The 19,069-nt window shown below is 64.7% G+C and carries 19 protein-coding genes and 1 tRNA gene; 4 read left to right on the top strand and 16 right to left on the bottom strand.

Going from position 1 to position 19,069, the window contains the following annotated elements; translation table 11 throughout:
• The 14 genes from nuoH to LO55_RS14625 form a co-directional block, all read right to left on the bottom strand.
• Positions 1-1,092, bottom strand: coding sequence for an NADH-quinone oxidoreductase subunit NuoH (gene nuoH, locus LO55_RS14690; RefSeq protein ID WP_005666438.1), 1,092 nt, complete (start codon positions 1,090-1,092; stop codon positions 1-3).
• The gene (gene nuoG / locus LO55_RS14685; protein ID WP_071362018.1) at positions 1,092-3,434 is read right to left on the bottom strand and encodes an NADH-quinone oxidoreductase subunit NuoG; all 2,343 of its coding nucleotides are present in this window, start codon (positions 3,432-3,434) and stop codon (positions 1,092-1,094) included. The genes nuoH and nuoG overlap by 1 nt, the downstream gene beginning before the upstream one ends.
• Before the next feature lie 21 nt (positions 3,435-3,455).
• Positions 3,456-4,751, bottom strand: coding sequence for an NADH-quinone oxidoreductase subunit NuoF (nuoF, locus tag LO55_RS14680; RefSeq protein WP_071362017.1), 1,296 nt, complete (start codon positions 4,749-4,751; stop codon positions 3,456-3,458).
• On the bottom strand, positions 4,748-5,224 hold the full coding sequence (gene nuoE, locus LO55_RS14675; RefSeq protein WP_005666433.1) for an NADH-quinone oxidoreductase subunit NuoE: 477 nt from the start codon (positions 5,222-5,224) through the stop codon (positions 4,748-4,750). Before nuoE ends, nuoF begins: the two co-directional genes overlap by 4 nt.
• 21 nt (positions 5,225-5,245) lie before the next feature.
• A complete protein-coding gene (locus tag LO55_RS14670) occupies positions 5,246-6,499 on the bottom strand; it encodes an NADH-quinone oxidoreductase subunit D (protein WP_005666431.1) in 1,254 nt (417 codons plus the stop codon).
• Positions 6,499-7,092, bottom strand: a complete 594-nt coding sequence (locus tag LO55_RS14665; protein ID WP_071362016.1) for an NADH-quinone oxidoreductase subunit C — start codon at positions 7,090-7,092, stop codon at positions 6,499-6,501. The genes LO55_RS14670 and LO55_RS14665 overlap by 1 nt, the downstream gene beginning before the upstream one ends.
• 18 nt (positions 7,093-7,110) lie before the next feature.
• Positions 7,111-7,587, bottom strand: a complete 477-nt coding sequence (locus LO55_RS14660; protein ID WP_005666428.1) for a NuoB/complex I 20 kDa subunit family protein — start codon at positions 7,585-7,587, stop codon at positions 7,111-7,113.
• A 3-nt stretch (positions 7,588-7,590) separates the two neighbouring features.
• Positions 7,591-7,950, bottom strand: coding sequence for an NADH-quinone oxidoreductase subunit A (locus tag LO55_RS14655; RefSeq protein WP_005666426.1), 360 nt, complete (start codon positions 7,948-7,950; stop codon positions 7,591-7,593).
• A 173-nt stretch (positions 7,951-8,123) separates the two neighbouring features.
• Positions 8,124-8,208, bottom strand: a tRNA-Leu gene (locus LO55_RS14650).
• Between the two features lie 303 nt (positions 8,209-8,511).
• Positions 8,512-8,976 (bottom strand): preprotein translocase subunit SecG, encoded by a 465-nt coding sequence (gene secG / locus LO55_RS14645; protein ID WP_005666424.1) that lies wholly within the window; start codon positions 8,974-8,976, stop codon positions 8,512-8,514.
• 126 nt (positions 8,977-9,102) lie between these two features.
• Positions 9,103-9,849, bottom strand: a complete 747-nt coding sequence (gene tpiA, locus LO55_RS14640; RefSeq protein WP_071362015.1) for a triose-phosphate isomerase — start codon at positions 9,847-9,849, stop codon at positions 9,103-9,105.
• Positions 9,850-10,009: 160 nt separating this feature from the next.
• Positions 10,010-10,996 carry an NAD(P)H-quinone oxidoreductase gene (locus tag LO55_RS14635; protein ID WP_071362014.1) on the bottom strand — a complete coding sequence of 329 codons (987 nt, stop codon included), beginning with the start codon at positions 10,994-10,996 and terminating at the stop codon, positions 10,010-10,012.
• 72 nt (positions 10,997-11,068) lie between these two features.
• A complete protein-coding gene (locus LO55_RS14630; RefSeq protein ID WP_071362013.1) occupies positions 11,069-12,019 on the bottom strand; it encodes an MYG1 family protein in 951 nt (316 codons plus the stop codon).
• A 72-nt stretch (positions 12,020-12,091) separates the two neighbouring features.
• Complete coding sequence (locus LO55_RS14625; RefSeq protein WP_143054525.1) at positions 12,092-12,610, bottom strand: Rv1443c family protein; 519 nt, start codon at positions 12,608-12,610, stop codon at positions 12,092-12,094.
• 241 nt (positions 12,611-12,851) lie between these two features.
• On the opposite strand from LO55_RS14625, the gene LO55_RS14620 reads away from it, so the two are divergent.
• Positions 12,852-14,144, top strand: coding sequence for an SGNH/GDSL hydrolase family protein (locus tag LO55_RS14620; RefSeq protein WP_083415332.1), 1,293 nt, complete (start codon positions 12,852-12,854; stop codon positions 14,142-14,144).
• 4 nt (positions 14,145-14,148) lie between these two features.
• Here the strand turns inward: LO55_RS14620 and LO55_RS14615 are convergent, their stop codons facing one another.
• Together LO55_RS14615 and LO55_RS14610 are read right to left on the bottom strand one after the other, a co-directional pair.
• Entirely contained in the window at positions 14,149-14,772 is a 624-nt protein-coding gene (locus tag LO55_RS14615; RefSeq protein ID WP_071362011.1) for a tetratricopeptide repeat protein, read from the bottom strand.
• A 24-nt stretch (positions 14,773-14,796) separates the two neighbouring features.
• Positions 14,797-15,585, bottom strand: coding sequence for a GIN domain-containing protein (locus LO55_RS14610; RefSeq protein WP_071362010.1), 789 nt, complete (start codon positions 15,583-15,585; stop codon positions 14,797-14,799).
• A gap of 271 nt (positions 15,586-15,856) precedes the next feature.
• Between LO55_RS14610 and LO55_RS14605 the strand changes: the two genes are divergently transcribed.
• The 3 genes from LO55_RS14605 to LO55_RS14595 all read left to right on the top strand — a co-directional run bounded on the left by LO55_RS14605 (position 15,857) and on the right by LO55_RS14595 (position 19,068).
• Positions 15,857-17,248: a M16 family metallopeptidase gene (locus tag LO55_RS14605; protein WP_071362009.1), complete on the top strand. Its 1,392-nt coding sequence runs from the start codon at positions 15,857-15,859 to the stop codon at positions 17,246-17,248.
• A gap of 10 nt (positions 17,249-17,258) precedes the next feature.
• The gene (locus LO55_RS14600) at positions 17,259-18,668 is read left to right on the top strand and encodes a M16 family metallopeptidase (protein WP_071362008.1); all 1,410 of its coding nucleotides are present in this window, start codon (positions 17,259-17,261) and stop codon (positions 18,666-18,668) included.
• Between the two features lie 118 nt (positions 18,669-18,786).
• Positions 18,787-19,068 (top strand): PAAR domain-containing protein, encoded by a 282-nt coding sequence (locus LO55_RS14595; RefSeq protein ID WP_071362007.1) that lies wholly within the window; start codon positions 18,787-18,789, stop codon positions 19,066-19,068.
• Position 19,069 lies beyond the last annotated feature (1 nt).

The following is a 19,069-nucleotide window of genomic DNA, read 5'->3' as shown; positions in this document are numbered from 1 at the left end:
TTACTTCCAAATATTCCACGGCGTCTGCATCCAGACGGCGACGACGACCAGCCAGATCAGGGTCAGCGGGATGAACACTTTCCAGCCCAGGCGCATGATCTGGTCATAGCGGTAGCGTGGGAAGGTACCGCGCACCCAGATGAAGAAGGTCACGAACAGGAAGGCCTTCAGGAACAGCCAGAAGAAGCCGATGAAGCCGCCGATGGTGCCGCCCACTTCGAGGAAGGCGAACGGCGCCGACCAGCCGCCCATGAAGAACAGCGAAGCCAGGGTACCGATCAGGATCATGTTGCCGTATTCGGCCAGCATGAACATCGCGTACGACATGCCCGAGTACTCGACCATGTGGCCGGCCACGATTTCCGATTCGCCTTCGATCACGTCGAACGGGTGACGACCGCACTCGGCCAGGCCCGACACGAGGTAGATGATGAACAGCGGGAACAGCGGCAGCCAGTTCCACGACAGGAAGTTGATGCCCATGTCGGCGAACATGCCCACTTGCTGGCCGGCGACGATGCCCGACAGGTTCAGGGTGCCCGACACCATCAGCACGACCACCAGCACGAAGCCCATCGGGATTTCGTACGAGATCATCTGGGCCGAGGCGCGCATCGCGCCCATGAACGAGTACTTCGAGTTCGAGGCCCAGCCGGCGATGATGATGCCGTAGACTTCGACCGAGGTGATCGCCAGCAGCAGCAGCACGCCGGCGTTGACGTCGGCCAGCGCGAACTGCGGGCCGAACGGCACCACCGACCAGGCGGCCAGCGCCGGCATGATGGTCATGATCGGGCCGATGACGAACAGGTTGCGGTTCGCCTTGGCCGGGATCACGATTTCCTTGATCAGCAGCTTCAGGCCGTCGGCCATCGGCTGCAGCAGGCCGCCAGGGCCGACGCGGTTCGGGCCGATACGGATCTGGATCCAGCCGATGAATTTACGTTCCCACAGGGTGGCGTAGGCGATCGCGATCATCAGCGGCGCCACGACGGCGACGATCTTGATGATGGTCCAGACCAGCGGCCAGACCGGGCCGAGCAGGTCGGCGCCGCCGGCGTTGAATGAATCGATGTAACCGGGCGTTGCCATTACTTGCCCTCCCCTGCTTTTTCAACTTGGATGGAACCGAACATGGCGCCCAGGCCGCTCACAGCCGGATGGCCGGCGGCGACACGCACCGCGTTCGACGGCAGCGTCTTGTCGATATTCGCGACCAGGACGGCCGAGCCGTTGCCTTGCGTGACCTTGACCTTGTCGCCGGCATTCACGCCGATCGATTCGGCGACCGCTTTCGACAGGGTCACCAGCGGCGCATTCGCGTCGGCGGTGCGCTGCAGCGGCTCGGAGCGGCGCGACAGCGCATCGGTGAAGTACACCGGCACGTCGGTCAGGCGCTCGAGCTGGCCGGCCGGGGCATAGCTGCCCGCGGTTGGCGCCAGGCTCGCCTTGTTGTTCAGCTTGGCCGACAGGTCGGTATTGCCCTTGCCGAAGGCTTCGTCGCGGATCGATTCCGAGGTCTCGTAGTCGAAGCCGGTCAGGCCCAGCAGGTTGCCCAGCACGCGCAGCACTTTCCAGGCCGGACGCGCGTCGCCCAGCGGACGCACGGTGCCGTTGAAGCTCTGTGCACGGCCTTCGCAGTTGACAAAAGTGCCCGAGGTTTCCGAGAACGGCGCGATCGGCAGCAGCACGTCGGCGTAGTCCATGCCGTGCTTGAAGGCCGACATCGCGACCACCATTTCGGCTTGCTGCAGCGCGGCGACGGCTTGCTGCGGGTTGGCCGCATCCAGTTCCGGTTCCGCGTTCAGCAGCACATAGGCTTTCTTCGGCGTCGCGAAAAGCGATTCCTTCTTGCCCGAGGTGGCGCCCACCAGGTGGCCGCCGACCGAGTTGGCGGCTTCGACCAGGTAGCCGAACGAGCAACCGGTCTGCTCGGCGATCCATTGCGCCGCAGCGTGGATCTTCGAGGCTTGCGGGTGTTGCGCGGCGGCGTTGCCCAGCAGGATCGCGCCCGGCACCTCGACGTCACCGACGACGACCAGCGAGGCGGCGATGGCTTTCGCCTGCTCCGACGCTTCGATGTTCTCGAAGCCGGCCGGGACGGCGATGTTCTTGTCGGCGGCGATGGCGACCACGACTTCCGACAGGGCGACCAGCCAGTCGCTTGGCGCCGCGACCAGCTTGTGAGCGACCTTCATCAGCAGTTCTTCATCGCTGCCACCCAGCACCGACAGGCGCAGGCCGGCCTTGGTGGCGGCGCGCAGGCGGGTGGTGACCAGCGGGTGATCCTTGCGCAGGAAGGAACCGATGACCAGCGCGCGCTTCAGCGTCGACAGTTGCGCGATCGGCATGCCGAGCCATGGGGTCACCTGGCCGTCCAGTGCAAAATCGCTCTGGCGCAGGCGGAAGTCGACGTTCTCCGAACCGAAGCCACGGAAGGCCTTAGTTAAAAGGTACAGCTCTTCCACCGTCGAGTGGGCGGTGGCGACGGCCGCGAGGCTGTCGGCGCCGTGCTCGTGGCGGATGTTGCGCAGGCCGTGGGCGACATATTCAAGGGCGGTCGACCATTCGGTCTCGATCCACTTGTTGTCCTGCTTGATCATCGGCTTGGTGAGACGATCGGCATTGTCCAGCGCCTCGTACGAGAAACGCTCCTTGTCCGACAGCCAGCACTCGTTGACCGCTTCATTCTCGAGCGGCAGCACGCGCATCACCTTGCCGCCCTTGACCTGGACGATCAGGTTGGCGCCCAGCGAATCGTGCGGCGACACCGACTTGCGGCGCTGCAGTTCCCATGGACGTGCCGAGTAGCGGAACGGCTTGCTGGTCAGCGCGCCGACCGGGCACAGGTCGATCATGTTACCGGACACTTCCGAGTCGACGGTCTTGCCCACAAAAGTAGTGATCTCGGAGTGCTCGCCCCTGCCCAGCATGCCGAATTCCATGACGCCGGCCACTTCCTGGCCGAAACGCACGCAACGGGTGCACTGGATGCAGCGCGACATCTCTTCCATCGAGATCAGCGGGCCGGCCTCTTTCGGGGCCACCACGCGCTTTTCTTCTTCGTAGCGCGAGCCGCTCTTGCCGTAGCCGACGGCCAGATCCTGCAGCTGGCATTCGCCGCCCTGGTCGCAGATCGGGCAATCCAGCGGGTGGTTAATGAGCAGGAATTCCATCACGGACTTCTGCGCCTGCACGGCCTTGTCGCTGTGGCTGCGCACGACCATGCCCGGCGAGACCGGGGTGGCGCAAGCTGGCAAGGGCTTGGGCGCCTTTTCCACTTCGACCAGGCACATGCGGCAGTTCGCGGCGATCGACAATTTCTTGTGATAGCAGAAGTGCGGAATGTAGGTGCCGAGTTTGTTTGCGGCGTCCATCACCATGGAACCTGGTGGGACTTCGACTTTCTTGCCGTCTAATTCGATTTCAACCATTTGATCGTTACCTGACCTGGTTTAAAGGTATGCGGGCACGAGGCAGTGCTTGTGCTCGATGTGATATTCAAATTCCTGGCGGAAGTGCTTGATCATCGCCTGGACCGGCATCGCTGCCGCATCGCCGAGCGCGCAAATGGTGCGGCCCTTGATGTTGTCGGCGATATTGTTCAGCAGGTCCATGTCTTCCGGACGGCCCTGGCCGTTCTCGATGCGGTGGACCATGCGGTACATCCAGCCGGTGCCTTCGCGGCACGGGGTGCACTGGCCGCACGATTCTTCGTAATAGAAGTACGACAGGCGCAGCAGCGACTTGACCATGCAGCGGGTCTCGTCCATGACGATGACGGCGCCCGAACCCAGCATCGAGCCGGCTTTCGCGATCGAATCGTAGTCGAGGTCGGTCTGCATCATGAGGTCGCCCGGCACCACCGGCGCCGACGAACCGCCAGGAATCACAGCCTTGATCTTCTTGCCGCCGCGCATGCCGCCAGCCAGTTCCATCAGGGTCGCGAACGGCGTGCCCAGCGGGACTTCGTAGTTGCCCGGACGCTCGACGTCGCCCGAGATCGAGAAGATCTTGGTGCCGCCGTTGTTCGGTTTACCCAGCGCCATGTAGTTCTCGGCGCCGATGTTCAGGATGAACGGGACGGCCGCGAACGTTTCGGTGTTGTTAATCGTGGTCGGCTTGCCATACAGGCCGAACGAGGCCGGGAATGGCGGCTTGAAGCGCGGCTGGCCCTTCTTGCCTTCGAGCGATTCCAACAAGGCGGTTTCTTCGCCGCAAATATAGGCGCCGTAGCCGTGGTGCGCGTGCAGCTGGAAGCTGAACTCGCTGCCCATGATGTTATTGCCCAGGAAGCCCGCCGCGCGCGCTTCTTCCAGCGCTTCCTCGAAGCGCAGGTAGTCCTGGAAGATCTCGCCGTGAATATAGTTATATCCCACGCTGATGCCCATCGCGTAGGCGCCGATGGCCATGCCTTCGATCAGCGCATGCGGGTTGTAGCGGATGATGTCGCGGTCCTTGAACGTGCCCGGCTCGCCTTCGTCGGTATTGCAGACGAGGTATTTCTGGCCCGGGAACTGGCGCGGCATGAAGCTCCACTTCAGGCCGGTCGGGAAACCGGCGCCGCCGCGGCCACGCAGGCCCGAGGCTTTCATGTCGGCGATGATCTGTTCCGGCGTGATCTTTTCTTCGATGATGCGGCGCAGCGCCGAATAGCCGCCACGCTTGACGTAGTCGGCCAGGTGCCAGTTCTCGCCGTTCAGGTTGGCGAGGATCAGCGGTTTGATGTGACGGTCGTGCAGGTTGGTCATTTCTTGAGTTCCTCTACCAGGGCGTCGATCTTGGCGTCGCTCATGAACGAACACATGCGATGGTTATTCACCAGCATGACCGGCGCGTCGCCGCAGGCGCCCATGCACTCGCCTTCGAGCAGGGTGAACTGGCCGTCTTCGGTGGTGTCGCGATAGTCGATGCCCAGCTTGTCCTTCAGGAACTGGCCGGCGCGTTCGCCGCCCGACAGCGCGCATGGCAGGTTGGTGCACACGGTGATCTTGTGCTTGCCGACCGGCTTGATATTGAACATATTGTAGAAAGTCGCCACTTCCTGCACGGCGATGGCCGGCATGCCGATGTAGTCGGCGATCTCTTGCATGGTGTCAGGCGACAGCCAGCCCAGTTCGACCTGGGCGTGGGCCAGCGAAGCCATCACGGCCGACTGGCGTTGATCGGCTGGGTACTTGGCCAGCTCGCGATCGATTTTTTGATAGCACTGCGCGGATAACATAGTCTTCTCTCTGCCCTCTTTTTACCGGTCGATACTGCCGAACACGATGTCCTGGGTACCGATGATGGCCACCGCGTCAGCGATCATGTGGCCGCGTGCCATCTCGTCGAGGCTCTGCAGGTGGACGTAGTCCGGAGTGCGGATTTTCAGGCGGTATGGCTTGTTGGCGCCGTCGGAGACGATATAGATGCCGAACTCGCCCTTCGGGTGTTCGACCGCGGCATAGGCCTCGCCCTCGGGGACGTGGAAGCCTTCGGTGAACAGCTTGAAGTGGTGGATCAGCGATTCCATATTGGACTTCATGTCCATCCGGCTTGGCGGCGCGATCTTGTTGTTGTCGATCATCACCGGGCCCGGGTTGGCGCGCAGCCAGGCCAGGCACTGCTTGATGATGCGGTTCGACTGGCGCAGTTCTTCCACGCGCACCAGGTAGCGGTCGTACGAGTCGCCGTTGGTGCCGACCGGGATGTCGAACTCGACCTTGTCGTAGGCCGCGTAAGGCTGGTGCTTGCGCAGGTCCCAGGCGATGCCCGAGCCGCGCAGCATGGCGCCGGTAAAGCCCATGGCTTTCGCGTCTTCCGGGCTGACCACACCGATGCCGACGGTACGCTGCTTCCAGATACGGTTATCGGTCAGCAGGGTCTCGTACTCGTCGACATAGCCGTCGAAGCGCTTGGTGAAGGCGTCGAGGAAATCGATGACCGAACCCTGGCGGTGCTCGTTCAGCTCGGCGATCGCCTTGGCGCTGCGGATCGGCGATTGCTTGTGCTGCGGCATGGTGTCCGGCAGGTCGCGGTACACGCCGCCCGGACGATAATAGGCCGCGTGCATGCGCGCGCCCGACACCGCCTCATACACGTCGAACAGGTCTTCGCGGTCGCGGAAGCAGTACAGGAACGGGCCCATGGCGCCGATGTCCAGCGCGTGCGCACCCAGCCACATCAGGTGGTTCAGGATGCGGGTGATCTCGTCGAACATGGTGCGGATGTACTGGGCGCGGATCGGCGCTTCGATGCCGAGCAGCTTTTCGATCGCCAGCACGTAGCCGTGCTCGTTGCACATCATCGACACGTAGTCGAGGCGGTCCATGTAAGGAACCGACTGGAGGTAGGTGCGGGTTTCGGCCAGCTTCTCGGTACCGCGGTGCAGCAGGCCGATGTGCGGGTCGGCGCGCTGGATCACCTCGCCGTCGAGTTCCAGCACCAGGCGCAGCACGCCGTGCGCTGCCGGGTGCTGCGGACCAAAGTTCAGGGTGTAGTTCTTAAGCTCAGCCATTATTTCGTCCCGTAGGTCTCTTCGCGAATCACGCGCGGGATGTTCTCGCGCGGCTCGATCGTGACGGGTTGGTAGATCACGCGTTTCTGTTCCGGGTCGTAGCGCATTTCGACATAGCCCGAGATCGGGAAGTCCTTGCGGAACGGGTGGCCGATGAAGCCGTAGTCGGTCAGGATGCGGCGCAGGTCGCCGTGGCCGTCGAACAGGATGCCGTACATGTCGAACGCTTCGCGCTCGAACCAGTTGGCGGCGCGCCAGATGCCGGTGATCGACTCGACCAGCGGCATGTCGTCGTCCGGGCAGAACACGCGCACGCGGACGCGCCAGTTCTTCGCCAGGGAAAGCAGGTGAACGACGACCGCGAAGCGCGGACCTTCATAGGTGCCTTCGCCATAGGTCGAATAGTCGACGCCGCACAGGTCGATCATCTGTTCGAACGCCAATTGCGGATCGTCGCGCAGGGTGGTCATGGTCTTGATGTAATCAGTTGCCTTGACCACCACCGTCACTTCGCCCAGCGCCGCCGAAATGGCAACGCCCTCGCCCAGTGCATTTTTCAGGGCGAGTTCAAGGGTCTCGAGTTTTGTCGTCATGGAGTACGCCGTCCGTTTTTAGCGCGCGATGGTATTGGTGCGCTTGATCTTGTTCTGGAGCTGCATGATGCCGTAGAGCAGAGCTTCGGCAGTCGGCGGGCAGCCTGGCACGTACACATCGACCGGGACGATGCGATCGCAGCCGCGCACCACCGAGTAGGAATAGTGGTAGTAGCCGCCGCCGTTGGCACAGGAACCCATCGAGATCACCCAGCGCGGCTCGGCCATCTGGTCGTAGACCTTGCGCAGCGCCGGCGCCATCTTGTTGCACAGGGTGCCGGCGACGATCATCACGTCGGACTGACGCGGCGATGGACGGAACACGATACCGAAGCGGTCCATGTCGTAGCGGGCCGCGCCCACGTGCATCATCTCGACCGCGCAGCAGGCCAGACCGAACGTCATCGGGAACATCGACCCGGTACGCGCCCAGTTGATCAGCTTGTCGGCTGTGGTGGTGATGAAACCTTCGTTTAATACGCCTTCAATTGCCATGGCTTATTCCCAATCAAGGGCACCTTTCTTCCAGATGTACCAGAAACCGACCACGAACTCGGCGATGAACACCATCATCGTGATGAAACCGGTCCAACCCAGCTCGCGCATCGAGACGCCCCATGGGAAGAAGAATGCCGTTTCCAGATCAAACAAAATGAACAAGATCGCGATCAGGTAGTACCTGACGTCGAACTTCATGCGTGCGTCTTCGAAGGCTTCGAAGCCGCATTCATACGGGGACAGCTTGGCCTCGTCGGGCTTGTGGGGGCCCAGCAGGCGACCGAGCACCTGCGGGGCGACACCGACGCCGATGCCAACCAGGATAAAGAGAAGAACGGGGAGATAGTTTTCGAGGTTCACAGCTGAAGCTTCCTGAACGATCGGTTAATGAAATGCTGCGTAGGGATGCAGCACCGAATCGTGCGAACCTGGCTTCAAGCCTGCCACCAGGACCGGACGACGATCCTCGTAAAAAAGCCAGCTCAGGCATGAGGAAAAACTCGTGCGCCCTTGCTGGCTTTCTTTCTAAATTTTGGTGCCGACGGCGAGACTCGAACTCGCACAGCTTGCGCCACTACCCCCTCAAGATAGCGTGTCTACCAATTTCACCACGTCGGCTGGAGACCAGTATTTTACCCTGCCTTAGCATTACTTATCAATGCTCAAATTGCGCAATCACAAGGATATTTGCGAATTTTTTGAATCACGTCGCCGATTATTCGATGAGCCGGCAATTACTTGCCCACTCCCTGGCGACATTCTTCCCGCAGGTGCGCGATCAATGTCCTAGCCGCACTCACCAGCGGATTCGGCAAGTCCATTCACGCGCCGCAATATTCTACGCCTAAAAAGACAAACGCGCCGATAAAACGGCGCGTTTGCATGTTGTTATTGTGGCGCGTTAGCCGCGCCGGGCGACAATCACTTCGCCGGAGCTGCCGGCGCAGGCGCTGCCGGGACCTCGGTTGCCGGAGCGGCCGGGGCCGGGGTGGCTGGAATGGCTGCGGCCGGTGCGGCATTGTTGGCCGGCAGGGTCGGCACGTCGGCCGGTGCGGTCTGGGCCGGTGCGCCACCAGGGATGCCGGTAGCTGGCGCCTGGCTCGACGGCACGGTCACGCGGCCCATGACGCCGCCGCCGCTCTCGCCGCTGCCGCTGTTGCCGATATAGGCCAGGGCCAGGGTCGAGCCGAAGAAGATGGCGGCCGCCACGGCGGTCGACTTCGACAGGAAGTTCGACGAACCCGAGGCGCCGAACAGGCTGCCCGATGCGCCCGAACCGAAGGCCGCGCCCATGTCGGCGCCCTTACCGTGCTGCATCAACACCAGGCCGATAATGGCCAGGGCCGAAACAACCTGCACGACGATAATCAAATTGAACCAGATCATTGCAATTCCATTCCAAGTTTAAAACAACGTTTTTAAATTTCTTATATTTTCAAAAGATTCGAAAATTCGTGATGCTTTGAAGCAGGTTTATTTAACTTGCTTGGCGCTCCGCCTGCGCGGCGCCACTTACGCGGCCCGAATAATCCCGAGAAAATCACTCGACTTTAATGCAGCCCCACCGATCAGGCCGCCATCGATATCCGGCTGCGCCATCAGATCGCCTGCATTCTCCGGCTTCATGCTGCCGCCGTAAAGGATTTGTACGTTTTCGGCCGCCGCGGCGTTGCAGCTGCGCAATTTATCACGCAAGAAGGCATGCACTTCCTGCGCCATCGCCGGCGTCGCCGTCTTGCCGGTGCCGATCGCCCACACCGGCTCGTAGGCCAGCACCAGCTTCGGCACGGCATCCGCGCCCACCACTTCCAGCACCGCGTCGAGCTGGGCGCCGACCACGGCCTGCGTGGCGCCCGCTTCGCGCTGGTCCAGCGTTTCGCCGACGCACACGATCGGGGTCAGGCCGGCATCCAGCGCCGCCCTGGCCTTGCGCGCGACGAGGTCGTTCGATTCGCCATGGTAGGCGCGGCGCTCGGAGTGGCCGACGATCACGTAACGGCAACCGAAATCCTGCAGCATCGAGGAACAGACTTCGCCGGTGAAGGCGCCGCACGGCTCGGTCGCGACGTCTTGCGCGCCCCAGGCCATGGCACTGCCTGCGAGAAGTTGTTCACACTGGAACAGGTAGGGAGCGGGGACGCAGACGGCGCTCGCGGCGCCCGCCTCGCTCAATCCAGCGAGAATACCTTGCAGCAGCTGTGCATTGGCTGCACGGCTGCCGTTCATCTTCCAGTTACCTACGACGAGTTTGGGACGCATACTACCCCATGTCAAATAACCCGCTATTCTAGCGGTCGATCATATGGCGGTCAAACAAAGGCTGAGCTGCTCAGCTCGCTGATTTTTGCCTGGAAACCGCCGCCACTGCGTGCCCGCGAGGCCTTCCTGGCCCGGCCGGCACGCCCCTTTTTCAACTGTGTCAGCCTGGCTGCACCTGCAGCACGATCTTGCCGACGTGGGTGCTCGACTCCATCAGCGCATGCGCCTGTGCCGCCTGCGCCAAGGGGAAGACCTGGTGGATCACCGGCTTGATCTTGCCCTGGGCGAACAGCGGCCAGGCGTGCTCGCGCAACTGGCGCGCGATCGCCGCCTTGAAGTCGACCGGCCGCGGACGCAAGGTCGAGCCGGTGACCGTCAGGCGGCGCCGCAGCACCTGCCCCATGTCGAGGTCGGCACGCGCGCCGCCCAGCAGCGCGATCACGACCAGGCGGCCATCGTCGGCCAGGCAATCGATCTCGCGCGCCACATAATCTCCCGCGACCATGTCCAGAATTACATCGACACCTTTGCCGTTCGTGAGTTCCTTGACCACGGCGACGAAATCCTCGTCGCGGTAATTGATGCCGCGTTCGGCGCCGAGCGCCTCGACGGCGCGGCATTTGTCCGCGCTGCCGGCGGTGGCGAACACACGGTGGCCCAACGCCCTGGCCAGCTGGATCGCGGTCACGCCGATGCCGGAGCTGCCGCCCTGCACCAGCAGGCTCTCGCCCGCGGACAGGCGGGCGCGGTCGAATACATTGCTCCACACCGTGAAATACGTTTCCGGCAAGGTGGCCGCTTCGAGCGCGCTCAGGCCTTGCGGCACCGGCAGGCATTGCGCGAGCGGCGCGGCGCAGTATTCGGCATAGCCGCCGCCCTGCACCAGCGCGCACACCAGGTCGCCCTTCTTGAAATCGCTGCCGTCCAGGTCGCCGTCGACGATCTCGCCCGCCACCTCCAGGCCCGGCAGATCGGAGGCGCCGGGTGGCACCGGGTATTTACCCAGGCGTTGCAGCACGTCGGGCCGGTTGATGCCGGCCGCATGGACCTTGATGAGCACTTCGCCGGCTTTCAGGGCCGGCGTCGGGCGCTCGCACAGTTGCAGGACTTCCGGCTTGCCGGGCTGGGTGATCTCGATGGCGCGCATGGTTGCTCCCGTGTTAGCAAAACCGTAATTGTACGGGAGTCGGGGCCGGCTTGCGCGCCGCCGTGCGCGTTGCTAGGCGCCCTGCTCGACAGCCGCCAGCGCCTGGCGCGCCATGCTGAGGGCGCCGGCATAGGTCCGGGCGGCGGCGATGAAGCGGCCGGTGTGGCAGAACACGGCGTCCTCGACGCCGGTGACGGCCGCCAGCTCGGCTTCGCGCAGGCCGGCCCAGGCTTCCGGCAGGTCGGCCCTGGCGTCGAAGCTCTCGGTGTCGACCGAGACCGTGTGCAGCATGTAGCGCTGTTCGGTCAAGCTGTGGCTGATGACAAACAGCACCTTCGGCATTTCCTTGCGCACCACACTGCTCCAGGGCAGCGCGGCGTTCTTCAGGAACAGGAGCCTGCCGTCTTCGAGCACCTCGGCCTGGCGTACCTGGGTCACGGCCAGCATCGCGCCGACGCGGTAGCGCACGGCGTTGCCCATGATGTCGGTCAGGAACTCGACGGCGCGCATGAACTGGCCCATGCGGTAGACCTCCACCGCCTCGCCATAGCCCAGGCGCTGCTCGTCGAGCCAGCCGGGATTGAAGCCGGACACCACTGCCGACAAGCCATAGCTGCCCGGCGCATTCTTGGCCACGCCGACGTCCGACAGGTCGAGGTATTGCACGATGTCGGCGTCGATCGCGTAGGCGATCTGCTGGGCCGTGTCGTCCGCCAGCCGCTCGCCGGTATGGCGCTCGGCCAGGGCGGCGACGCAGCGCGCGCCATACTCGCGCCAGACCAGGCCGGCGCTGGCATAGGGCACGCCGGATGCGCGGGCGCCGTCGAATTCCTTCTGGTGGTGGTCGAAGCGGCCAGTGGCCGGGTCCCAGACCCCGCCGACGTCGATCGCGAAGTCGGCGGCATCGATCCTGGCCTGTTCGCGGGTGCGGACGACGTCCGCCTCGGGGAACAGCACCTTCAGGACGGCGACCGCCCACGCATCATCCGCGTGGAATTTGCCGCCGTGAGTGGCAATCAACATACATGCTCCAAATGGTCGCCGCGCCATTGCCACTGTATTGACAGGCGCACGCGAGTGAATCGAAGCCGAAGCCTACCACGCGGACCTGTCCCGGCGCGCCCTTCCATCGCTGTTTTGGGCAATTTCCTGGCTTTGCGCGCCCAGCGCGCGCGCCAGCATCTTGTGCCGGTGCGCGAACAGCAGCTTGACCATGGCGCGCACGACCGGCGTGGCGAAACGGGGCGAAAACGCCAGGCGGTCGGTGATCAGGGCGCCGCGGCCGTCGGCCGCCGGCGTGATCACGCGCTCGTGCCGCCAGGCGTGCATCGAGAGCAGTTGCGACTGCTCGACGAAGCGGTGGCCCGGCACGATCTCGGTAAACGTCAGCTTCGACATATCGACCGGGAACAAGCCGAACAGCAAGAACTGGCACCGGCCCAGCGACTTGCCGAGCATCGTATTGGCGCCGATATCCGTCATCCCCTTGGGAAACACGAGCTTCAGCAAAGGCCGCGTCTCGGCGCGCACGCTCTGGAGCGAAGTCGACCAGGCCCAGGCTTCCTGGGTCGAGACCGGCACCTGGGTCGTCATCGTCAATTCAACATCCGCCATCGTCATCTCCTCATCGGTGTATCCAGCCTCATGCTGGACCGCATCGGCAATCTGCTCAGTTCGCCAGATCGCTTACCGCCAACTTTAGATGATCGGAATTTTCTTGTTGGAATCACAATCAAAGTGGCCTTCGATATCGCGCAACGATCCGGCGCCTTGCCATCTTCTCCGTATCCTGCATCGCCGCTAGATTGTTATTACGAGCTCATGCTTATCGCATGGGCGCCCGATGGAGCAGCACATGAACCATTTCCTGTCCGCCCTGACCGCGGCCGCGCGCCGGCTGTTGCCGCAGGTTTACCTCACACCCGCATTGCGCCGCCTGCTGCTGGCCAGCGCCATGCTGGCCGCCGCCACCACCCTGGCCGGCCAGCCGGCGGCAGCCCAATCATGGGACACCAGCCACTGGACCGCGAGCTGGGGCGCGGCGCCGGCCGGACCGCCTGCGGACGCCAGCCCTCACACCTTCACTGACCAGACCCTGCGGCTGGTCGTCCAGTCCAGCGTGGGCGGCAACCGCGTGCGCATCCGCCTGTCGAACGAGCTGGGGTCGACGCCGCTGCGGATCGGCGCCGCGCGCATCGGCCTGCGCGCCCAGGGTTCGGACGTGGCGCCCGGCACCGACCGCGCCCTGACCTTCGGCGGGCGCGCCGGCGTGACGATCCCGGCCGGCGCGCCGGCGCTGTCCGACCCGGTCGAACTGCACCTGCCGCCGCTCGCGCAAGTGGCCGTCAGCCTGTACCTGCCGGGCGCCGTGCAGGCGCCCACCCTGCACGGCCAGGCGCGCCAGACCAGCTATGTGTCGTCCACCGGCGACCATACCGCCAGCGCCAGCCTGCCGGTCCAGCGCACGATCACGGCCTGGCCTTTCCTGACGGCGCTGGAAGTCGACGGCATGCGCGGCGCCATCGTCGTGCTGGGCGACGCCCTCACCGACGGCGCGCGCAGCACCAGTGACGCCAACCGGCGCTGGACCGACGTGCTGGCGCGGCGCCTGCAGGCCGAGCGCAATGCTGGTGCGCGTCTTGGCGTGATCAACCGGGGCATCGCCGGCAACCGCCTGCTCGGCGACAACCCGGCCAACCCGCTGGCCGGACGCAGCGCCCTGGCGCGCTTCGAGCGCGACGTGCTGGCCACGAGCGGCGCGCGCCAGTTGGTGCTGATGGTCGGCATCGAGGATATCGGCAACGGGTCGGCGGCCAATCCGGTCACGCTGGACGACATGGTGGCCGGCTATCGCCAGCTGATCGCGCGCGCCCGCACCGCGCGCATCGCGGTGATCGGCGCAACGCTGGCGCCATTCGAAGGCGCGGCGCTGTACTCGGTCGACAAGGAAACCTTGCGCCAGGCGGTGAACACCTGGATCCGCAGCAGCGGCGAGTTCGATGCGGTGTTCGACGCCGACCGCGTGCTGCGCGATCCGGCGCGTCCGAGCCGGCTGTTGCCGGCCTATGACAGCGGCGACCACCTGCACCCGAACGACCGCGGTTACCAGGCGCTGGGCGAGGCGATGCCGCTGCCCAATACCCGCTGAATGCCTACAGGTTGGCGCCGGTCTTCGACGCGACCGGCAGGGCCGTGCCCACTTTCCAGGTGCGCGACAGGGCCTGCGCTTCTTCAACCTGTTCCTGGGTCATTTTCTTGGCGATCGCGGCGCGCTGCTCGACGGCATTGCGGTGGCCGCCGGCCGCGGCCAGGTTGTACAGCATATAGGCCAGCACCGCATCCTGCGGCACGCCGGCCACGCTGTAGCGGTACATCAGCCCGAGCGCGTGCTGGGCGTCGGGGTTGCCCTGCTCGGCCGCCTTGCGGAACCAGCCCACGGCGTGTTTCTGGTCCTGCGGCACGGCATTGCCGGTGTAATACATGGCGCCGACCACGTACTGGGCGTCGGCCTTGCCCTGCTCGGCCGCCTTCAGGTGCCAGGCGAAGGCCTGCTTGTAGTCGCGCGTGACGCCGCGGCCCATGTAATACATCAGGCCCAGCAGGTGCTGGGCGTCGGGATTGCCGGCCTTGGCCAACGGACTGATTTCTTTCAATGCCAGTGCATAGTTGCGGGCGTTGTAGGCGCTCGCGCCCTCCGCAAAGCCGGCCCGGGCGCTCGCCTGCAGGCCGAGTTGCAGGCCGATGGCAAGCAGCGTCACAAGGAGTATTTTTTTCATGTCTCGTGCACAGAATCTGGATCGTTATTTCCAGTTGACCTTGCCCAGGCCATCGAGGGCGACCTTGCGATTGGCCGGCTTGCCGAACACCGTCACCGATCCCATGCCCGACAGCGCGAGGTTGGCGCTGCGCTGCGCGTTGACGGTGGCGTTGCCGAGACCGGACAAGTCCAGCGTGACCGCCTCGACCGTGCAGGCCTGGGCGTCCAGCCCGCCCAATCCGCCGAGTTCGGCCCTGAGGTTCTTGCTACGCCCGCTCAGGGTCACGTAGCCGGCTCCGCCCAGGCTCAGGTCGACGTGCTCGCTGTTCACACCCTGGATCTTGAGGTTGCCGACGCCGCCCAGGCTGGCCTTGATGGTGCGGTATTCCGACGATGATACATACATCGAGCCGGCCCCATCGAGATTGATGCTCAGCGTCTCCCCGGCAAACCCGCTGACGACGGTGGAACCGACGCTTTCCGACGACACCGCCTGCAGGTTCGGCAGCACCAGCTCGGCCTGCAGGCCGGACGAACGGCCGAAGCTGAAGCCCGAATTGCGGCCCTCGGTCTCGATGTTCAGGGTATCCCCTTTCTGCGACGTCGTGGTCCGCGACAGCAGGCGCGCATCGCCGGTGAGCACCAGGGCCGGGGTCGCCCCCTGCCGGATCCTCAGGTCCCCCACCCCCTCGAGCTTGACGCGCACCACCCGCGCGTCGATCGGACGGGTCTCGCTGCTCGTCTCCGGCGCGGCCTCGGCGATGCCGATCGCCGCACAGAACAAGGCGCACGGCACGGCAATGGCGGCGCCCAGCTTGATCAGGTGGTTCATCCATTCTCTCCAGTAAATTCTTGCGCCGGCCTAGCGCCGGGACTTGTCATGTTGCAACTATAGCCTGAAAGCCAGGCGGGTCGATGGGCGATGCGACGAACTGCACGAATCGCCGCCCGAAATGCACACGCCGGCGATGGATGCCGTCTGCATGACGTCATGCATAAGATGCGATGGCACAATAAAAAGACCACTTAACAACATGCCATTGCGCTAAGATGAGCCGCCGACGGCTCGCCGCCGTCGTCCCACCATTCATCATGAGGTCTCCATGCGCATGCGCCAATTACCTGTCCTGATGGCCGGGCTCACCCTGTCGATCTCGGCCTTCGCCGCCCCGAGCGACCAGTGGACCCTGCCGGTCAATACCAAGAAGCTCGACAACGGCCTGACCGTCATCGTGTCCGAAGACCGCAGCTCGCCGACCGTCGGCGTCTCGGTCGTCTACCACGTCGGCATGCGCCTCGAGCCGAAGAACCGCACCGGCTTCGCCCACCTGTTCGAACACCTGATGTTCCAGGGCACGCCGAACGCGCCGAAGGGCGTGTTCGACACCACCATCACCGCCGGCGGCGGCTGGAACAACGGCTCGACCCGCCCCGACTTCACCAATTACATCGAGACCGCCCCGGCATCGAGCCTGGAGCCGATCCTGTGGCTGGAAGCGGACCGCATGAAGACCCTGGACTTCAATCCGACCACGCTGAAGAACCAGCAGGACGTGGTCAAGGAAGAGATCCGCGTCAACGTCAAGAACCAGCCCTACGGCGGTTTCATGTGGATCGACATCAGCCAGCACGCCTTCCAGAAATGGGAGAACAACCACGACGGCTACGGCAGCTTCGAAGACCTGGAAAACGCCAGCCTGGACGACGTGCGCGCCTTCCACCGCGACTATTACGGCCCGAACAACGCGGTGCTGGCGATCGCCGGCGACATCACGCCGCAGCAGGGCTTCGCGCTGGCCGAGAAATACTTCGGCGGCATCGCGGCGCGCCCGGTACCGAAGGGCACCGATTTCTCGGAGCCGCTCAACAGCGCCGAAAAACGGCTGGAGCAGAGCGACGCCCTGGCCCAGGTGCCGGCCATCGCGGCGGCCTGGAAGGTGCCGGAGCGCGGCAGCCGCGACCAGGCGCCGATCGCGGTGCTGGCCGAGCTGCTGGGCGGCGGCGACGCCTCGCTGTTCTACCAGGGCCTGGTGAAAGGCCGCGAGATCGCCCTCAACGTCGACACCATGTTCGGCCTGACCAGCCCATGGGAATACAACGGCCCGACCCTGATGACCGTGTTCGCGCTGTACAAGCCGGACAGCAGCGCCGACGCCGTGCTCAAGGCGATGGACGAAGAGATCGCCAGGATCGCGAAGGACGGCGTCGACGATGCCACCCTGAAGCGCGTCAAGACGCGCATGCTGGCCGACTGGAACAACAAGCTGGAAAGCTTCGTCAACCGCGCCGACACCCTGGCCAAGCTGCAGACCCTGTGGGGCGACGCCAACGTGGTCAACAAGATCCCGGGCTGGATCGAGGGCGTGACCTCGAACGACATCCAGCGCGCGGTCAAGACCTACCTGGTGCCGGCCAACCGCACCGTCATCGACCGCAAGCCGGCCGCCATGATCGAAGCGGCCAAGACCGCCTCGGCCACCACCAACACCAAATAAGGAACGCATCATGAACAAACTGATGCTCGCACTTGCCGTTTCTCTCGCATTCGCGCCGGCGGCCCATTGCGCCGACGCCGGGACGCCGTCCGGCATGCCCGCCTACGGCCAGGAAAAATCGATCCCGGCGCCGAAGATCGCCAAGCAGACCCTCTCCAATGGCCTGACCGTGTGGGTCGTGCCGCGCCAGGGCCTGCCGCGCGTGGACTACGTGCTGGCGCTGCGCGGCGCCGGCTTCGCGGCCGACGCGCCGAACCAGAGCGGCTTTGCCGCCATGCTGGCCGGCATGCTCAACGAAGGCACCGCCAAGCGCGACTCGCGCGCCATCGCCGAAGCGGCCCAGGGCATGGGCGGCGAAGTGGCGGCCAGCCCGGCCGCCGACGGCATCATCCTGTCCGCCAACGCCCTCGCCTCGCAGTCGCCGGCCATGCTGAACCTGATGGCCGAGATCGCGCGCCAGCCGTCCTTCCCCGAGAACGAAGTGGCGCTGGCCAAGGCCAATGCGCTGCAGTCGCTGCGCGTGTCCGAGACCCAGCCGACCTTCCGCGCCGAGCGCGCGATCAAGAAGGCCGTGTATGCCGACCACCCGTATGGCCGCACCGACCCGACGGTCGAGTCGATCAACGCCGTCAGCGCCGCGATGCTGCGCGCCGAACACGCGAAGCGCTTCCGTCCCGACCGCGCGCTGCTGGTGGTCACCGGCCGCATTACCGAGGCTGAGGCCATGAAGCTTGCCAGGACCGCCTTCGGCGACTGGAAGGCCAGCGGCTCCGCCCTGCCCGACACCCCGGCAGCCGCGACCGGCGTGAAGCCCGCGCGCATCCTGCTCAAGCGCGACGGCAGCGTACAGTCGACCTTGCGCCTGGGCAGCCCCGGCATCGCGGCCAGCGCGGCGGACCAGATCCCGCTGCGCCTGACCAGCACCATCCTGGGCGGCGGGTTCTCGAGCCGCATCAACACCAATCTGCGCGAGGAAAAGGGCTATACCTATGGCGCCTCGGCCGGCGCGCGCATGAGCCGCGCGGGCGGCATGATGGTGGGCGGCGCCGACGTGCGCAACGAAGTCACCGGCGCTTCGCTGGAAGAGTACTTCAAGGAATACAAGCGCCTGGGGGCCGAGCTGGTGCCGGCCAAGGAAATGGACATGAACAAGCGCTACGTCGCGGGCGGCTACCTGCTCAGCAACCAGCTGCAGCGTTCGGTCGCCAATACCCTGGCCGCCAACTGGCTGGTCGGCCTGCCGCCGGAATTTTTGGGCGAATACGTGCCGAAGATCCAGAAGGTCACGCCGGAGCAGGTGCGCACCGTGGCGCGCAAATATTTCGCGCCCGAGAACCAGTCGATCGTGGTGGTCGGCGATCCGTCCAAGCTCGAGGAACAGCTCAAGCCGTATGGCGCGTTCACCGTGACCGACAAGTAACCTGGCGCAGATGCTGGCCCGAAAGCCCCGCTACCCTGGCGGGGCTTTTTTTATGGGTTGTCAAGACCGGGGCCCTGGTCCATCCTTATGCTGCAGCCTTGCATACAAGGAGTGAGACATGGCAACGCGCTACTACATCACGCTCGGCGCCTCGACCACGGCCGGCGGCACCGTGACCTCGGCCAGCTCGCTGCTGGCGCTCGATGGCGTGAAGGTCGCGCTCGAAGGCGACCCGGTGTCCTGCCCCGTCTGCGGCACGACCGGCATCATCGGGCTCGACGGCCCACGCCTGCCGGCGCGCCACGACGGCCGGCAATACGCCCTCGACGGCGACCTGTGCCTGTGCCGCTGCGATCCGCCGCCGCGGCTGGTCGCGGTGCAGCATCTGTGCGGCCAGTAGA

This window comes from Massilia timonae (assembly GCF_001866515.1).
Classification (GTDB): domain Bacteria; phylum Pseudomonadota; class Gammaproteobacteria; order Burkholderiales; family Burkholderiaceae_D; genus Telluria; species Telluria timonae.
The sequence above is the reverse complement of the archived record's forward strand: the minus strand, read 5'-3'. Positions and strand labels throughout refer to the sequence as shown.

Excerpts from the sequence above, each read along its gene's own strand:
- nuoH (WP_005666438.1), bottom strand. The coding sequence starts at position 1,092 with ATGGCAACGCCCGGTTACATCGATTCATTCAACGCCGGCGGCGCCGAC.
- nuoG (WP_071362018.1), bottom strand. The coding sequence starts at position 3,434 with ATGGTTGAAATCGAATTAGACGGCAAGAAAGTCGAAGTCCCACCAGGT.
- nuoF (WP_071362017.1), bottom strand. The coding sequence starts at position 4,751 with ATGACCAACCTGCACGACCGTCACATCAAACCGCTGATCCTCGCCAAC.
- nuoE (WP_005666433.1), bottom strand. The coding sequence starts at position 5,224 with ATGTTATCCGCGCAGTGCTATCAAAAAATCGATCGCGAGCTGGCCAAG.
- LO55_RS14670 (WP_005666431.1), bottom strand. The coding sequence starts at position 6,499 with ATGGCTGAGCTTAAGAACTACACCCTGAACTTTGGTCCGCAGCACCCG.
- LO55_RS14665 (WP_071362016.1), bottom strand. The coding sequence starts at position 7,092 with ATGACGACAAAACTCGAGACCCTTGAACTCGCCCTGAAAAATGCACTG.
- LO55_RS14660 (WP_005666428.1), bottom strand. The coding sequence starts at position 7,587 with ATGGCAATTGAAGGCGTATTAAACGAAGGTTTCATCACCACCACAGCC.
- secG (WP_005666424.1), bottom strand. The coding sequence starts at position 8,976 with ATGATCTGGTTCAATTTGATTATCGTCGTGCAGGTTGTTTCGGCCCTG.
- tpiA (WP_071362015.1), bottom strand. The coding sequence starts at position 9,849 with ATGCGTCCCAAACTCGTCGTAGGTAACTGGAAGATGAACGGCAGCCGT.
- LO55_RS14635 (WP_071362014.1), bottom strand. The coding sequence starts at position 10,996 with ATGCGCGCCATCGAGATCACCCAGCCCGGCAAGCCGGAAGTCCTGCAA.
- LO55_RS14630 (WP_071362013.1), bottom strand. The coding sequence starts at position 12,019 with ATGTTGATTGCCACTCACGGCGGCAAATTCCACGCGGATGATGCGTGG.
- LO55_RS14625 (WP_143054525.1), bottom strand. The coding sequence starts at position 12,610 with ATGGCGGATGTTGAATTGACGATGACGACCCAGGTGCCGGTCTCGACC.
- LO55_RS14620 (WP_083415332.1), top strand. The coding sequence starts at position 12,852 with ATGAACCATTTCCTGTCCGCCCTGACCGCGGCCGCGCGCCGGCTGTTG.
- LO55_RS14615 (WP_071362011.1), bottom strand. The coding sequence starts at position 14,772 with ATGAAAAAAATACTCCTTGTGACGCTGCTTGCCATCGGCCTGCAACTC.
- LO55_RS14610 (WP_071362010.1), bottom strand. The coding sequence starts at position 15,585 with ATGAACCACCTGATCAAGCTGGGCGCCGCCATTGCCGTGCCGTGCGCC.
- LO55_RS14605 (WP_071362009.1), top strand. The coding sequence starts at position 15,857 with ATGCGCATGCGCCAATTACCTGTCCTGATGGCCGGGCTCACCCTGTCG.
- LO55_RS14600 (WP_071362008.1), top strand. The coding sequence starts at position 17,259 with ATGAACAAACTGATGCTCGCACTTGCCGTTTCTCTCGCATTCGCGCCG.
- LO55_RS14595 (WP_071362007.1), top strand. The coding sequence starts at position 18,787 with ATGGCAACGCGCTACTACATCACGCTCGGCGCCTCGACCACGGCCGGC.